We start from the raw sequence: 16,351 nt of genomic DNA, 5'->3' as shown, positions 1-16,351 counted from the left end.
TTTACAGGGTCAATACGCCCTAAATTAACGATCCAATCTATCATCTATCTGCTCCAACCAAGTTAATATTATACACTTGATTAGAATTAAACCGGTGAGCTGTAGATTTAATCATCTCATCTCCTTTGTTTTTGCGGGTTAAAACAAAGCAACGGAAAAGAATTTTATAAACTATCTTACATACGGTGTTGGCAGCATTGCCAAAAATATTTACGTTGTTTTGTTCTTATTATTTTTTGTATATGATTGCCATATTTATGTTAGAACAAACTTAATTAGTGTTTGTCTCACTGTGAATATAGCTTTTGGCGCGATTAAATCAAATAAATTGATCAAAAAAAAGACATTCATGAGTCAATGTTGAGACTTTATGACTTAAGTCACAGTTAATTGCTATTGGTTGAATGGCAAATAATGGTGCCAATGTTGAGAATATAGCTTGTTTTACTTGGCGTTTTAGGGAGGTTCATAATAGAGCATTTATCTCCTGATGGTAGAGTAAATAGTAATTGATCACTACTATTTGGATATTCAAAATAGACAAAACCATTACTATCTGATGAGTAGATATTATCATTTAACACTAAGTAAGCATTTGCAAGTGGTTTTTTCTCTTTGTTAACTAGGGTGGCAGATGCGGTAATATATTGAATAATCTGCCAATGATTATTAACAATATTGCCAGGCATTACCGTATTATTTCTAGTATCAGCCTCAAATTCATAAGCATTATTGGAGATAGATCGAATAGATATTTTATGCTCACGGAATGCCTCTAATGGAAATAATTTGGTTTGATTTAGATCAAGCTTTCCAATATTGCGCGTATAGTCATAGACCTCAAACTGACCATCATCTCCATCAGAGCTACTCACTGAGATAAGTGTGCCAGCGGGTAGTGGTTGTGTGTTTGCAATATAACCTACACCAAAGCTAAATGGATAACTCCAAGCAATAGCAGAACTTAAGGTTAGGTTGTAAATAGCCTCACTCGTATTGCTGTAATTTAAATTGCTACGTAATAAGATGTTCTCCGACTGTTGATACAAGTATGCGGATAGACCATTATTATTGTCTTCATTTATATAATTTAAGGAGGCATTGCTAATATTGTTGCTCTCTTGTGTACTATAAGCAACAGCTAATTCATTGCTCAATGTACTACTGTTGGCTGAATTGTAGCGATTGGATGCGGTCGTTGCCCAGTGAGTTGAGCCAAAGGTAATCGTAATATTTGTGGCAATACTAAAGTCGTTTTTAGCGTAATTGGTACTAAAACCAAGTGAAGCCTTCAGTGATTTTGTTGAATAGACAGGGTAGTTATAAGAAGTCGATAATGTATAATCAATGGGATTTCCTTGTGTCTTGTCTAATGTGCTACTTAAGACGGCATTATGTTGATTATAATTAAGTGATAATGAATAGTTGAGCTGTGTATTTGTTGTTGTAAATAGGTCTGGTATTTGTGTTTGTTGATTTGTGGTTTCTTCTGCCCAAAGCGAACGAATAAAAAAATTACTGCTAAGAAAATCATTATGTTGATAATTAATATTTAAAGCAGCGCCATAATCATTTTGTGCACTGAGTAAAAATGAGGGCTCAAAATAGGTGTTTTTATATACGGCATAAAGTCCAAAATCAAGGAATATGTTATCTTTGACTTGAAGCCATGCCGCTTTAGCGCCCCAATGTCGGCTAATCTTTAGATTGGAACCAAAGTTAAGCACATAGGCATCATTTTGGTAATCGGGAAAATAATCGTTATTAGAGGTTGTATTAGATAAATAGCCGGTATAGATAAATAAATCTGGAAATTGTGCTGGTGGCAAAGAAGTGTTCTTAAAGAAAAACTGAGTAATTTCCTTTGTTGCACCCAAGAAATCTGTGATGACAATTTTAATTTGATAAGAGCCATAAGGTAGATTTGAAGTATCTATTTGTTGCAAGCCAGCAGGGTAATCAGCAGAGCTGACAAGATCACCATCCTTATAAATACTGACTTGGCTAGGATTATCTAAATATAAGCTTAGGTTTTGAGCATATTTATATAAGTAGCTTTGATTAAGCAAATTTTTATTACTACTTATTCCAACACCCAAAATGCGTTGATTGGTGACGAAGTAATTCCCTGATGTTTGTAAATAGCCTGTTTGATATTGATAACGATCAAGATAATAAGTTGCCGCAAGTTCATTGAAATGATTATTAATCGTTGATGTACCATTGTTTGATACTCTCGTTGTTGCTAGTTGGTAATTTAGCGCTAGATTACCACTTGAAATAGCGCCTGTATTAAAGAGTGTTTGAGTGCCAGAACCTGTTTGAATATCCTTGAATTTGCCCGCAGCAGTGAGAAGAAAATTATTAAGCCAAGAGGGTGACGTAAGCCCTGGTGTTTTAATGAGGTAATTGTTTTGTGATAATGTTGTAAGATACTTTGCAGGAATAAATAAATCCACACGAAACCAATCGGGGTTGAAAACAATGGAAAGTTTATTTGCTTTAAAGTTTGAACAAACTGGGATACCTGTTTTTTTATCTGGGCAGGCATAAGTGGTATTTGTATCAAATGGTAATGATAGGCGTGTCATTATCGCTGATGGATTAGCTAAGCCTTTGATTTTGTCAATCAACTTTTTGGGTTCGGTGAATTGCAGCTTGCCATCAATGATTTCAATTTTAAAGTCACCTAACAAGTCACCATTGTAGTAAACACTGACTTCATTTAAAAAATCTTCGGCCATCTCTTGAAACTCTAAAGGAATGCTTGCCGCGCTAAGTGATGTATTTAGCTCATGCTGATTGTTTGCCAAGCCAATGTTTTGACAGAGAAGTAAATAGATGAAAATTGCCCTAATTAGAGCTTTGTGTAAGCTTTTGATCAAGGTAGCGAACATCATAAGTCAAAGGCCTTGCATAAGGGACTGTAACTGTGACAGTTTGACCAGCCAGTAGCTGCATGACAATGCGCGGATCTTGACAGTTTTCATCTTGATCATCACATTGCATATGAGACGTGATTTTAGCTGAGGTATTGCCACTATTACTCAATATTACATTATGGTCAGTACGCGATGCACTTATATTAGGGGTGGCATTTCTTGCGTGGACTATCACTGAAGTTGCATAAATAATTTGGGCTTTTGTTTTGGCCTTACTGTCTAAGCTTTCAACCTCGGTTGATTCAATCAGAAAAATTTTATCTTTATCAGTAGCAGGTTCCGTCATCATGACACGTACTAATTTTGATTGTTGAGGCTTTAAAATTAATTTATCAGGTAAGAAAAAAACACCATTGCTACTTTTATTTTCTAATGGAATTTCTTGACGATCTTTGGTGTTTAAATTGTGAATGCTTAAAATGTTGAGTTTGACAAAAGCGACTTTAGTTCCAATGTTTTTGATAAGAATATTTTGTGGCTTACTCATGTTATTGCCATCACCAAATTCAAGTCTAAGCGGTGAGACGGAAATGGCTGCATACACAAATTGTGATGCAATGCATGATATGCAAAAAGTTAAAAACGCCCATAAATGAAATTTTTGGTTCATGGCAAACTCCTGTAAAATTATTTTGTCGTGCGCCTGAAAGTATAGTCAATGATAGAAATTTTGCGCTAACTACTTTTGCCAAGCTGCGATTCTATAGTAAACTAAGCGTCGATTTTGAATTTTAAATTGATACCAGTAGAGTAAGCATGATTACAACTAATGAAATTAGACGGTCTTTTATTGACTTTTTTAAATCCAAAGGACATCAGGAGGTAGCAAGCTCATCGCTGGTGCCAGTGAATGATGAAACCTTACTATTCACAAATGCCGGTATGGTGCAGTTCAAAGATGTTTTTCTGGGTGCGGATAAGAGATCGTATAAACGTGCTGTTAGCTCACAAAAATGTGTACGTGCAGGTGGTAAGCATAATGATTTAGAGAATGTCGGTTATACCGCGCGCCATCATACTTTTTTTGAAATGTTAGGTAACTTTAGCTTTGGTGATTACTTTAAGCGTGATGCTATTTCCTATGCTTGGGAGTATCTCACCGAAGTATTGAAGCTCCCTAAAGAGAAACTATGGGTGACTGTCTTTGAAGAAGACAAAGAAGCAGAAGATATCTGGATCAATGAAGTAGGTGTTGATCCTAAGCGTTTGTCTCGCATAGGTGCTAAAGATAATTTTTGGGCAATGGGGGATACAGGACCTTGTGGACCATGTACTGAGATCTTTTATGATCATGGTGAGGAAGTTGCCGGAGGTCCTCCTGGGACGCCTGAGGAAGATGGTGATCGCTATATCGAGATCTGGAATTTGGTGTTTATGCAATACAATCGCCTAATCGATGGCACCTTAGAGAATCTGCCTAATCCATCGGTTGATACAGGGATGGGGCTTGAGCGCATTGCAGCGGTATTGCAGCATGTGCATAGTAATTATGAGATTGATATATTCCAGAAACTTATTAATGCTGCAGCAAAGATTGTGGCAACTAAGGATATCAATCATCCATCGCTTAAAGTTCTAGCAGATCATATTCGTGCATGCAGTTTCTTAATTGTTGATGGTGTTTTACCTTCCAATGAAGGGCGTGGTTATGTATTGCGTCGCATTATTCGTAGAGCCGTGCGCCATGGTTATAAGCTAGGTGCAACTGAAATTTTCTTCTATCGATTAGTGACGACATTAGTTGCAGTAATGGCTGAAGCCTATCCTATTGTGCAAGAAAAGCAGGCGTTAATTGAAGATGTCTTAAAGAAAGAAGAAGAACAATTTGAAAAAACATTAAGTCATGGTATGAAAATCCTTGAAGAGGAAATTGCCACACTTGATAGCAATGTGATTTCAGGACAGACGGCATTTAAGTTATATGACACTTACGGTTTTCCATTGGATTTAACAGCGGATATTGCCAGAGAGCGCAATTTAACGGTTGATGAAGCAGGATTTACAAACGCTATGGAAGCGCAAAAAGCGCGAGCAAAGTCAGCCAGTAAGTTTGGTGTTGACTATAATCAAATGATCAAGACAGATTTACAGACAACTTTTGTTGGTTACTCAGTGCCGGTATCTGATGCACAGGTGTTAGCACTTTTTAGTCAGGGCAAAAAAACAGATAAACTTATTTCAGGGCAAGAGGGTGTTGTTATTTTGAATCAAACGCCTTTTTATGCGGAGTCTGGTGGACAGGTTGCCGATAAAGGTGTTATTGAGGCATTAGGTAGTGAGTTTGCTGTCGAAGATGTGCAGAAATCAGGATCTGCATTTTTGCACATTGGTAAGGTAACAAAGGGAAGCTTTGCTGTTGATGATGAAGTGACTGCACAAATCTCTAACAAACGTGCAACAACGGCAGCGCATCACACCGCAACACATTTATTGCATGCAGCATTACGTGAAATCGTTGGTTGTCATGTTGAGCAAAAAGGCTCATTGGTAGAGTGTAATAAATTACGTTTTGATTTTTCAAACCCATCAGCAGTTACGACAAAGCAGATAAAAGAAGTAGAGCATTTAGTCAATGCGATTATTCGTCAAAACCTTGTTGTCGAAATGATAGAGACGTCGCCTGAGGCGGCTAAAGACATGGGAGCGATGGCGCTTTTTGGTGAGAAGTATGGTGATGTCGTGCGTGTATTGCGTGTTGGAGACTTCTCTATTGAGCTTTGCGGAGGGACACATGTCACTCAAACGGGTGATATTGGTTTATTTAAAATAACCGCTGAAAGTGGTATTGCTTCTGGCGTGCGTCGTATTGAAGCCGTCACAGGGCTTTATGCTGAGAACTATATAGAGGAAAAAGAAGAGACATTAACAACAATTCATGAGTTGTTAAAATCCAGCGATGATAATGTCTTGGATAAATTATTGAAACTGCAACAGCAAATCAAAGCACAAGATAAGGTGATTAAAGGTTTAAAACAGCAAATTTCATCAGGCGATGCTGTTGCCATTAATGAAGCGCAAATTGATGATGTCACACTGGTCTCAGCGCTATTGCCAAATGTTGATATGGGTGTGCTACGCGACAAAATTGATCAATACAAAGCACAAAAGAGCAAAGTAGTTGTTGCACTTTCTACTGAAAATGAAGGCAAAGCACAAATTGCCGTAGGTGTTAGCAAAGCAATTACGGATAAGATAAAAGCTGGTGAGTTAATCAATTTCATTGCAAATCAAGTTGGGGGTAAAGGTGGTGGGCGCCCTGATATGGCGCAAGCAGGTGGTAATGATCCACAAAATTTACCAAAAGCCATGACTTCGGTGCATGAATGGGTAAAAGACAGACTATAATAGCAAGGCGCTATATCGAACATTAAACTTAGGAAGAAAAGGTATGACCTTTAAAATAAAAACACTTCTTGGAATATCACTTATTGTAAGCTCGGGTACTGCTATGGCGGCCACTGAAGCACCTGTTGAAAACTTGATGCAAGTTTACCAACAAGCACTTGATAACTCTCCACAATATAAAGCTGATTTTTACACGATGCAATCAAGTAAAATGGCAGAGCCTATTGCCTTGGGTGCTTTGCTACCAAATATCGGCTTAAACGCAGGAGCCACACTTAATCAAATTCAGACAACACCAGAAAGTGGTAGTTATCGTAACTACACAGCGGGTATCACGCTCACACAAACACTTTTCAACTATGGTGATTATCAGACTTACCAAGCTTCAAAACAAAGTGCTTTAAGTGCTGAAGAAACCTATAATGCACAAAAGCAACAGTTTATTTTGGATGTGGCAACAGCCTATTTTAATGTGCTTAATGCTAAAGAGCAGGTTGTCTTTTTAAAAGAGAAATTAAAATCTGTTAAAAGCACATTAGATCAATCAAAGCTCAAGCTTAAAGTTGGGATGTCAACCAGTGTGGATGTTAAGACCGCTGAAGCAAATTACTATAGTGCATTGGCGGATTTAAAGGCGGCTGAGAACAGTCTTGAGTCAGCTTATTATGCTTTGTATCAATACACAGGTGTTGATAATAAATCATTGGCTGATTTAAAGAGTAATGTTAGTTTCACTAATCCTGCACCTGATAATATTGATGAGTGGGTTAAGCGTGCACATGCCAGTAACCCAAATCTCAAGGCGCAGATCTATACGCAAAATGCAGCGGCAAAAACGTGGTCTGCATCAACGGGTAATTTCTTGCCAAATGTCAGTTTGATGGCAAATTATAGTGTTAATGATAACTCAGGCAGTAGCTTTGCAACAGATGCTGCAAGTTTACCTTTGGGTAACTATAGCAATGGCTATGTTGGCGTAACCTTTAGTTGGAATATTCTAAATGGTGGCAGTGATTATGCCGCTAGAAAGCAAGCAGCTTTTAATTATCAAGCAGCTGAGTTTACCACCCTTGATCAGCAACGCAGCATCACTCAGAATATTGAAGTTGACTTTTATAATGTAGTCTCTGGTGTCAAGCAAATCGAAGCCTATAAGCAGTCAGTAGTTGCAGCAAAGGCTGCATATGAGCAATATCAAGCGCGTTATAAAGTGGGTAGCTCAACCATTACTGAGGTATTAGATCAGCTACAAAAACTATATGAAAGCATGTCATTGTTAGCAACAGCGAAATACCAATATGTCACCGATGTCTTGCAACTTAAGCTTGATGCAGGCACATTATCAGAGCGCGATGTTCAAATCTTTAATTCATGGCTTAAGTCTTAATTTATTCTCAGGATCAAAGCAATCAGCAGATGAAATTACCAGTAAAAAATGATATAACTAACGGCGTTTGATCACTAACTAGAGAAGCTTAATGCAAAAGAAGCTAGCAAACGGAGTTATCGTCATTTTTGGTGCCTCTGGGGATTTAACTGCACGCAAATTAATGCCGGCAATATTTAGTCTTTATCAGCAAAAAGACTTAAGTAAAAGCAATATTGTGTTGGGGGTGTCGCGTAGCCAGTTTGATGACGAGCGTTTTCGCCAGAAAATGCAAGAAGCGCTTTTACAAGAGTGTCCCAAAGAAAAAAAGTCAATCGATAAGTTCTTGGCGCAAGTATTTTATCAGCAGATCGATGTCTATAAAGATGAAGGCTATGTCTGTTTACAAAAGCGATTAACGTCACTGTGTAAAACACACAAGCTTGAGCATAATTTTTTGTTTTATTTATCAACGCCACCGAGCTTGTACTACGAAATTCCACAGCATATTGCCAAGCTTGGGCTTAATGATGAGCATGATGGCTATAAACGCATAATTATTGAGAAGCCCTTTGGTACAGATGAGCAAAGTGCCCAAGCATTAAATGCGCATTTATTGCAGCATTACCAAGAGTCACAGTTGTTTCGTATTGATCATTATCTCGGAAAAGAAACCGTTCAAAACCTGTTGGTATTTCGCTTTGCCAATGCGATTTTTGAGCCACTTTGGAATGCTTCACATATTGAGAACGTTCAGATCTATGCCAATGAGGCAATTGGTCTTGGCGCGCGTGCCGGTTACTATGATCAAAATGGGGCGATTCGTGACATGATTCAGAATCACCTGTTGCAGCTATTAGGCATTGTCGCTATGGAACCACCGGCAAAGATGGATGCTTACTCAATTCGCAATGAAACCTTAAAGGTATTCCAATCGATTCGTCGCTTTAAGACAGCAGAAGATATTAAAGAGAATGTTGTCACAGGACAATATCAAGAAGGCTGTGTGCAAGGTGTTTGCAAAGGTGCTTATCGCGATGAAGAAGGTGTTGTAGCGAACTCAACAACGGAAACTTATGCCGCGATTCGCTTTTTTATTGATAATTGGCGTTGGCATGATGTGCCGTTTTATGTACGCACTGGGAAGCGCTTGAATCAACGTGTTTCTGAGGTGGTGGTTAATTTTAAGGCGACACCTCATCCTTTCTTCTCACAAGTGCAAAAGATTACCAAATTTAAAAATCAATTAGTGATTCGTATTCAGCCGGATGAGGGTATTAAATTAAGCTTTGCTGCCAAAGAACCAGGCAGTGGCTTTAAAACGCATGAAGTCGATATGGGCTTTTACTACTCTGACTTTGCACAGAAATCAATGCCAACTGCCTATGAGCGCTTGATTCTCGATGCCTTGCAGGGCGATAATACCTTGTTTGCTCGAAATGATGCGGTTGAAGCCTGTTGGAATATCATTGACCCGATTATTCAGTACGTGCAAAAGCATGGCAAAAGCTTACTAAGCTTTTATCCAAGTGGTTCATTTGGTCCTATTGAAGCCGATAACATGCTTGCTGAGCTTGGACATACTTGGCGTAATCCATCGTCTGTCTTTAAACAGAAAAAGTAATAATACATGGTATTGAAGTAGAAAAAGCGTGTAACGCAAATGAGTTAGAAAATTAATAAATAATGGTTAAGACTAAATATTCACCCACAAGTGCTTACTGTACCCTGAGCGTTAGTCGAAGTGTGGCAAGCTTGGGAAAATCACATTCTCGTAGAGGCTTCGACTTACGCTCAGCCGGCGTTGACACAATTAAAGTGGGCAGGAATATGGTCATAGCCAAAATAATTTGAGGAAATCAATGTCATATATTATCTATCAACAGCAGCAAGATATCGCTTATGCGATGTTTGACAAGTTAGTTGCATTATCACATTCAACACAAGATTGTGTGCATATTGCATTATCAGGTGGTACAACACCTAAGAGTATCTTTGAGCTGATTAATCAACTAGGGCAATCCACAGTAATCAATTGGCAGAAGCTTCATTTTTGGTGGTGTGATGAGCGTTGTGTTGATTTCGCGGATAAAGAAAGTAACTTCGGTGAGGCCGATAGGTTATTGTTTGCAAGTGTTGATATCCCAAGGGAGAATTTACATCCAATGCAAGGTGATATCTCACCTGAGCAAGCCGCCCTTAACTATGTTAGAGAGCTAAAAAAGCATGTGCCACAAATCGATGGTGTGCCGCAATTTGATTGGGTATGGTTGGGTATGGGTGATGATGGGCATACCGCATCTTTATTTGTCAATGGCGTGCCATTATCATCAGATAAATGGGTTGAGGTGGCCGTGCATCCAAGCACAAAGCAGACACGGATTACCTTGACACTTAAAGTACTTAACAATGCCAAAATGATTGACTTTTTAGTGACAGGTGAAAACAAAGCCGCTATGTTAGCTAAAGTATTTGATCGCGAGAGTGTGGTGATCGATTATCCGGCTAAAGCAGTGGATCTCACAACTGGGCGCTTGGTTTGGCATATTGATCAGACCGCTGCCAGTGAATTGGATAAGGGATAAGAACAAGGAATTAAAATGAATCAACATATAAGACAGCAGTTACAGCATTTACTGAAAACAGAGTATTCAAGCTTGGATATCAAACGTTTATTTAAAGAAGATGAAGATCGATTTAATAAATATCATTTGCAGGTTGACAGTTTATTATTGGATTATTCAAAAAATAAGTTAACGGATGATATCTTAGCGACACTTTTTGAGTTGGCACGTGACGCAAAAGTTGAGAAATATCGCGATAAAATGTTCGCTGGAGAGAAGATTAATAGCAGCGAGCAGCGTGCTGTATTGCATACTGCATTGCGTGATTTCTCTGATCAAGCGATCATGGTCGATGGCGTTGATGTTAAACCTGAAATTATCAAAGAGCGCTTGCGTGTCAAAGCGTTGGTTGAAAAAGTCCATACTGGGCAATGGCGTGGGCATTCAGGTAAAGAGATCACTGATGTGGTTAATATTGGTATTGGTGGCTCTGATTTGGGACCTAGAATGGTGGTTGAGGCACTTGCCCCTTATCACTTAAACAAAACACAGGTGCACTTTGTCTCAAATGTTGATGCTGAGTCTATTTTGAGTGTTACCACCAAACTTAATCCTGAGACCACGTTGTTTATTGTGGCATCTAAATCATTTACCACACAAGAAACCTTGATGAATGCCATGACTGCACGCAAATGGTTGCTTGAATTCTACAAACAAGATCAAGCCGCCGTGGCTAAGCATTTCGTTGCGGTATCCAGTGCACTTGATAAAGTAGAGGCTTTTGGCATTGACCTTAATAACTGTTTCCAAATGTGGGATTGGGTCGGTGGGCGTTACTCGCTCTGGTCCTCGATTGGCATGGCAATTGTATTTGCGATTGGCTTTGCGCATTTTGAAGACTTATTAAAAGGAGCTTTTGCGATGGATAATCACTTCAAAAGCGCGCCATTGACAAAGAATATGCCGATTATTGTTGCTTTGATCGCAACCTTATATAGTGATTTCTATCACACGCAATCACAGGCGATTTTGGCGTATGATGAGCGTTTGCGTCATTTGGTTGATTATTTGCAGCAAGCGGATATGGAGAGCAATGGCAAATCATGCAAAAAAGATGGCAGCTTAAGCCCTGAGCAAACAGGTGTCGTGCTCTGGGGTGGAATAGGTACCAATGGGCAGCATGCGTTTCATCAGTTATTACATCAAGGTAATGTTATTGTACCTGCTGATTTTATTGCAATTAAAAAGCCTCATCATTCCTTGAAAGATCATCATCAAGCACTATTGGCTAATTGCTTAGCGCAATCGCAAGCTTTGATGCAAGGCAAATCATTAAATGACGTCATTGATGAGCTTAAAACACAAGGCTTAGCAGAGAATGAGATCAATACGTTAGCACCGCAAAAGGTGATTGCGGGCAATAAACCAAGCAACACGATAGTTATTGATGAGCTAACCCCGCATGCATTAGGTGAGTTGATTGCCTTATATGAGCATAAAATATTTGTCCAAGGTATTTTGTGGGGAATCAACAGCTTTGATCAGTGGGGAGTGGAGCTAGGTAAAGCCTTAGGTAAGCCTATTTTAACAAGCTTAGAGCAACAAGATTTTGATAATGAAAGTTATGATAGTTCAACAAAGGGCTTGCTCAAATACATTTCTTAGTAATAATTCAAAAATAAGTTGAGCTTCAATTACTCCCCTCACCCGTGCAGCTTAAGCCGCACGACCTCTCCCGCAAGGGGAGAGGTGCTAGCTGAGGCAACTTATTCTTGATTCATTACTTAGTAACTTATTTCATTCTCACGGCGTTGAATAATATAGCTTAAAACAGCGCTGCTTATTAGACCGATCAAACCACCGATAAATACATCAATGATTCGATCACTACTGGTATATAAGTAATGCGCACCGGCAAAAGTGACAATAAAAAAACAGCGGGTTGCAAAGGATGCAGTATAGTTGTTAATGCCTCGTAAACTGAAAATAATAGCAACAAAGCTTAAGTTAAAAATCAGTGGACTATTTAGATTGAATAATAATGTGACAATGATGCCCAATGATAAACCAATACATGCGCCAGTGATACGTTTTTGAATCTTATCTCGTGCCTTTTTAAAGCTTAGACTGGCGACTGATAATGATGACCATAGCAGCCATTGCGGTTCAGCCAGTTGTGAAAAATGCCAAACAAGCATGCTGATCAAAAGCGGCAAGAAATAAACACAGTAATGAATGCAATGCTGAGATTGTAGTTGTAATGTGAAGTTTTGATAGCCCTTGGTTGCTTTTGTTGTGAGACTCATAATAAAAACAATCAAAACACTCAAAAGACTTATGCCAAAAAGCTTAGCAATGATTGCAATAGTGATTAGATCACCATATGCTCTTATTTCAAAGGCAGTATAAATAATGCCGATAAATAAATAAGCGCCCATGGATTTAAAGCTTGGATTATAGGTTTCAATTATACCAATGATAATCGCAATGATTGAGACGACACTGATAAAATAAAAATCACTATGCATCAGCAGTTTGACTAAAACAAAGGTGATCACAAACAAAAAAATAAGCATCACAAAAGCAATGCGCTTACTGGTGTGATCACAGAAAGGAATAATTACTGCAGCAGCATATAAACCACACAGTAGATAAATAGGTTGTGAAAGCAAATAACTTAAAGTAGCCGCAGGAACAACGGCAATAAGCATTTTAATGATGGATGAATAATTGAAAATTCTATACATATATACCGCCCATAAACCATTTCACAGCATTTCTGCCATTGAATTTTATGTCCTTTTAGATGATTGAACTTTGGCAATAGTCCTAGCTATTACCGGCGATTCAGTCACCTAAAATCATCAAAAACTTCTTCGGCATCCAATACCGCAAAATGATTTACAAGCGGTATATACATCCTTTTTGTTATTGATAATCAGATTATATTACAGCCGGATCAAACTTTACATTCATTTAGTTTAGATAGTTGTTTAGAATATCTAAATGGATGAAAAATTGGTAAAACATATCAACCTTTGGCATTGATAATGCTACTATTTCAAGCATTGTCGAGTAAATATAAGTGAATATTTCATGCGAATATTAGTCGTTGAAGATGATGAAATGTTAGGTGATGGTATTGTTGAAGGCCTAAGACAGCATAATTATGCTGTTGATTTGATGCGTGATGGCAAAATGGCTGAGCTTGCGTTAGACACTGAGCCTTATGATGCCGTGGTAATGGATATTGGTTTGCCGCATAAGGATGGTATTGCCATTGTTAAAAGCATTCGAGCGAAAGGCAATGCAGTTCCTGTATTACTATTAACAGCGCGTGATGCCATTGATGATCGTGTGCGTGGACTGGACTCAGGAGCGGATGATTATTTGACAAAGCCTTTTGATTTATCTGAGCTCTTGGCAAGAATGCGTGCATTGGTGAGGCGCTCTGTTGGTCGCAGTGAACCTAAGATTAAGTTTGAAGCGCTTGAGCTAGATCCTGCGGCACAAACACTAACGATCAATGGCGAGTTTGTTAAACTATCTAGGCGCGAGTTTGCGCTATTAGAATGCTTGTTAGAGAACATTGGTAAAGTGGTTTCTAAAACAAAGCTGCTTGAAAAGCTCTATGGTTGGGATGAAGAAGTTGATTCAAATACCTTAGAAGTGCATATTCATAACTTGCGTAAGAAAATCCAGAACAAATATATCAAAACACTGCGTGGTGTTGGCTATATTATTCAAAAACCACCACAAGAAGCATCCAATGGCTAAGGCTGCTTTGATTTTAATGCATCAATATCGATAGATGCATCATAATCAACACCTGCAACATTAAAGCCGTTGAGTTCTAAGAAATCCTGATAAAATCCAGCAAAATCACTAATCTCTTTAAAGTTTTCAGAAGTCATTTTTGACATGATTTCATTAGTCAAGATTTGCGTGTTGGCATCCATTTCAAGATTATCAGGGCGCACACGCCCAACCTCATCGGTAATACGTTTGTTGCCATAGAGCATATCACGCATAAAGCGATCGATTTGCTCTATGGTGTTCTCATGTGTGCCAAGTTCTTTCATAACCTTAAAAAGTGCGCAACCATAGAGTGGAAATAGCGGGATAAAGGCACTAGCCTTAGTAACTAGTGCTTTGGCAACGGTAACAAATGCTTCACCTTGTAGACTGTGCAGTTCATTGTTAAGCGTTAGTGCAGTCTTTTCTAAATGACGTTTAGCAGCACCAATCGTGCCTTTTTTATAAATAGCATCGGTGCCATCAGCACCATCATAGGAGTAAGCGGTGGTTTTAAAGCCATCGGCTAAAACACCTGCCTCTTTAAGTGATTCAATCCAAAGCTGCCAATCTTCACCACCCATGACTTTAATTGTTTCATCAATATCATGCTTTGTTGCAGCCATCATCTTGCCATCAACAATGACCTGTTTATTCAGATCAAGCGTAGGAGCTGCGATTTCACCAACAATACTTTTCAATACAGAGCTATGTGTGATACCGGTTTTTGGATCTGTGCGTCTTGGTGAGGCAAGACTGTAGATTAATATATCAATCTTGCCATCAAACGCTTGTTTGATCATATCGATGGTTTGCTGTCTGATCGGATCGGAAAAAGCGTCACCAATAATATTTTTAGCAATGAGTCCGTCCTTTTCAGCTTGCTCTTTAAACCAGATATTATTCCACCAACCGGCACTTCCTAAGCGCTTATCATTAACGCCAGGTTCAAATGACACGCTAATCGTATCGGCATTGGCACCATAAGCAAGGGCAATGCGTGAGGCAAGACCATAGCCGGAGGAGCCACCAATAATCAGTGCTCGCTTTTTATTAGCAAACTTTGGTAAACTTTTCATATAGTTAATTTGTTTTTCAACAGCCGCTTTACAGCCTATTGGGTGAGGGTTCTTAACTAATCCGCCGCGCATAATTTCAGGTTTTACAATCATGGTATTTTTACAAATTAAAGTCTTAAAGTGTTGACGATGATATTCAGCAGCTCTTAGTGAGTCAAGTGGTTATACTCATCATAATCATTTGGTGGTGGGTATATTCATCACAAAGCCAAGGGAATTTGTTTGACAGGTTGCTCACTGAGTTTGACACCTAATCCAAGTAAACGAATAGGGTTGCTTTGTTTGTGATAAAGGTTGTCAAAAAGCAGTAAATAGAGATTAAGCTCACTACTTTCTGTGTGGCGTTCAATGCTTGTTTTATGAAATGTGTTGTCAGTGATTTTAATAAAAATACCCTCAATACATAGCGTATGCTCAGGCTTGAGTCTTGCTAAAAGCTCTTGATGCAATTGTGTTAATGCCTTTAGGCAGTCATCTTTTGTGGTTAGATCGTGTTGATAGGTATGCTCAACACCTAACGATTTGCGGATGCGTTTTGGATTTACCAAACGTCGATCAATGCCGCGACAATAGTCATATAGACTCGTGCCAAGCTTACCGAAATGATGCTCAAGCGCTTTGATATCAAGCTTTTGTAAATCAGCACAACTCCTAAGTCCCATTTTTTGCATTTTATTTTCTGTCACACTGCCAACACCAAAAAGCTTACCAACGGGCAGATCTTGAATAAATTTATCTACATCATGCGGGCGAATGACATATAAGCCATTGGGTTTATTGATGTCACTGGCGATTTTGGCTAAGAGCTTGTTTGGCGCAACACCTGCTGAGGCAGTAAGTCCTGTTTGTTTTAAAATTTCTGTTTTGATGGCTTGTGCCATTAATGTTGCACTATTGGCGTGGCTTTTGATATTTGTTACATCAATATACGCTTCATCCAATGATAAGGGTTCAACGAGTGGACTAATGCTTTTAAAAATATCGCGAATAATATTTGAAACACGCTTATATTTATCAAAGTCAGTGGGGAGTAATATTAAATCGGGGCATTTTTGCAATGCAATACGTGTAGGCATCGCAGAATGCACACCATAGCTTCTGGCAATATAATTGCAAGTGCATAGTACGCCACGTTTGATATTGTTGCCACCAACAGCAAAAGGCTTGTCACGAAGGGTGGGATTGTTCTTTTCCTCAACTTGCGCAAAAAAATAGTCCATATCGATATGAATTATTTTACGTGTGGCGAAGTCACTCATA

At 38.8% G+C, this 16,351-nt stretch carries 11 protein-coding genes; 6 read left to right on the top strand and 5 right to left on the bottom strand.

Going from position 1 to position 16,351, the window contains the following annotated elements; all coding sequences use genetic code 11:
* Positions 1 to 386: 386 nt before the first annotated feature.
* Positions 387 to 2,900: a TcfC E-set like domain-containing protein gene (locus IE867_RS09780; protein WP_192484541.1), complete on the bottom strand. Its 2,514-nt coding sequence runs from the start codon at positions 2,898 to 2,900 to the stop codon at positions 387 to 389.
* Positions 2,854 to 3,552: a fimbrial biogenesis chaperone gene (locus tag IE867_RS09775; RefSeq protein WP_192484540.1), complete on the bottom strand. Its 699-nt coding sequence runs from the start codon at positions 3,550 to 3,552 to the stop codon at positions 2,854 to 2,856. Before IE867_RS09775 ends, IE867_RS09780 begins: the two co-directional genes overlap by 47 nt.
* A 146-nt stretch (positions 3,553 to 3,698) precedes the next feature.
* Between IE867_RS09775 and alaS the strand changes: the two genes are divergently transcribed.
* The 5 genes from alaS (at position 3,699) to pgi (ending at position 11,882) form a co-directional block, all read left to right on the top strand.
* Entirely contained in the window at positions 3,699 to 6,287 is a 2,589-nt protein-coding gene (alaS, locus tag IE867_RS09770) for an alanine--tRNA ligase (RefSeq protein WP_192484539.1), read from the top strand.
* Positions 6,288 to 6,330: 43 nt separating this feature from the next.
* Complete coding sequence (locus tag IE867_RS09765; protein WP_192484538.1) at positions 6,331 to 7,674, top strand: TolC family outer membrane protein; 1,344 nt, start codon at positions 6,331 to 6,333, stop codon at positions 7,672 to 7,674.
* 91 nt (positions 7,675 to 7,765) lie between these two features.
* Positions 7,766 to 9,277 carry a glucose-6-phosphate dehydrogenase gene (zwf, locus tag IE867_RS09760; protein WP_192484537.1) on the top strand — a complete coding sequence of 504 codons (1,512 nt, stop codon included), beginning with the start codon at positions 7,766 to 7,768 and terminating at the stop codon, positions 9,275 to 9,277.
* A 238-nt stretch (positions 9,278 to 9,515) separates the two neighbouring features.
* Positions 9,516 to 10,238 (top strand): 6-phosphogluconolactonase, encoded by a 723-nt coding sequence (gene pgl / locus IE867_RS09755; protein ID WP_192484536.1) that lies wholly within the window; start codon positions 9,516 to 9,518, stop codon positions 10,236 to 10,238.
* Between the two features lie 15 nt (positions 10,239 to 10,253).
* Entirely contained in the window at positions 10,254 to 11,882 is a 1,629-nt protein-coding gene (gene pgi, locus IE867_RS09750; RefSeq protein WP_192484535.1) for a glucose-6-phosphate isomerase, read from the top strand.
* A gap of 119 nt (positions 11,883 to 12,001) precedes the next feature.
* Here the strand turns inward: pgi and IE867_RS09745 are convergent, their stop codons facing one another.
* Positions 12,002 to 12,964: an FUSC family protein gene (locus tag IE867_RS09745; RefSeq protein WP_192484534.1), complete on the bottom strand. Its 963-nt coding sequence runs from the start codon at positions 12,962 to 12,964 to the stop codon at positions 12,002 to 12,004.
* 349 nt (positions 12,965 to 13,313) lie between these two features.
* Here IE867_RS09745 and IE867_RS09740 point away from each other — a divergent pair, with 349 nt between their 5' ends.
* Entirely contained in the window at positions 13,314 to 13,994 is a 681-nt protein-coding gene (locus IE867_RS09740; protein ID WP_192484533.1) for a response regulator, read from the top strand.
* On the opposite strand, the gene fabV is transcribed toward IE867_RS09740, so the two are convergent.
* Both fabV and dinB read right to left on the bottom strand, forming a co-directional pair.
* Positions 13,991 to 15,184 carry an enoyl-ACP reductase FabV gene (gene fabV / locus IE867_RS09735; RefSeq protein WP_192484532.1) on the bottom strand — a complete coding sequence of 398 codons (1,194 nt, stop codon included), beginning with the start codon at positions 15,182 to 15,184 and terminating at the stop codon, positions 13,991 to 13,993. The two genes, IE867_RS09740 and fabV, sit on opposite strands and share 4 nt — an antisense overlap.
* A 107-nt stretch (positions 15,185 to 15,291) precedes the next feature.
* Entirely contained in the window at positions 15,292 to 16,350 is a 1,059-nt protein-coding gene (dinB, locus tag IE867_RS09730) for a DNA polymerase IV (protein WP_192484531.1), read from the bottom strand.
* Between the last annotated feature and the right edge of the window lies 1 nt (position 16,351).

It is taken from the genome of Cysteiniphilum marinum, assembly GCF_014857925.1.
GTDB classification, from domain to species: domain Bacteria; phylum Pseudomonadota; class Gammaproteobacteria; order Francisellales; family Francisellaceae; genus Caedibacter; species Caedibacter marinus.
This window is presented reverse-complemented; position numbering and strand designations above follow the sequence as displayed.

What these genes read in the sequence shown, in the direction of transcription:
- IE867_RS09780 (WP_192484541.1), bottom strand. Translation starts at nt 2,900, where the DNA reads ATGATGTTCGCTACCTTGATCAAAAGCTTACACAAAGCTCTAATTAGG.
- IE867_RS09775 (WP_192484540.1), bottom strand. Translation starts at nt 3,552, where the DNA reads ATGAACCAAAAATTTCATTTATGGGCGTTTTTAACTTTTTGCATATCA.
- alaS (WP_192484539.1), top strand. Translation starts at nt 3,699, where the DNA reads ATGATTACAACTAATGAAATTAGACGGTCTTTTATTGACTTTTTTAAA.
- IE867_RS09765 (WP_192484538.1), top strand. Translation starts at nt 6,331, where the DNA reads ATGACCTTTAAAATAAAAACACTTCTTGGAATATCACTTATTGTAAGC.
- zwf (WP_192484537.1), top strand. Translation starts at nt 7,766, where the DNA reads ATGCAAAAGAAGCTAGCAAACGGAGTTATCGTCATTTTTGGTGCCTCT.
- pgl (WP_192484536.1), top strand. Translation starts at nt 9,516, where the DNA reads ATGTCATATATTATCTATCAACAGCAGCAAGATATCGCTTATGCGATG.
- pgi (WP_192484535.1), top strand. Translation starts at nt 10,254, where the DNA reads ATGAATCAACATATAAGACAGCAGTTACAGCATTTACTGAAAACAGAG.
- IE867_RS09745 (WP_192484534.1), bottom strand. Translation starts at nt 12,964, where the DNA reads ATGTATAGAATTTTCAATTATTCATCCATCATTAAAATGCTTATTGCC.
- IE867_RS09740 (WP_192484533.1), top strand. Translation starts at nt 13,314, where the DNA reads ATGCGAATATTAGTCGTTGAAGATGATGAAATGTTAGGTGATGGTATT.
- fabV (WP_192484532.1), bottom strand. Translation starts at nt 15,184, where the DNA reads ATGATTGTAAAACCTGAAATTATGCGCGGCGGATTAGTTAAGAACCCT.
- dinB (WP_192484531.1), bottom strand. Translation starts at nt 16,350, where the DNA reads ATGAGTGACTTCGCCACACGTAAAATAATTCATATCGATATGGACTAT.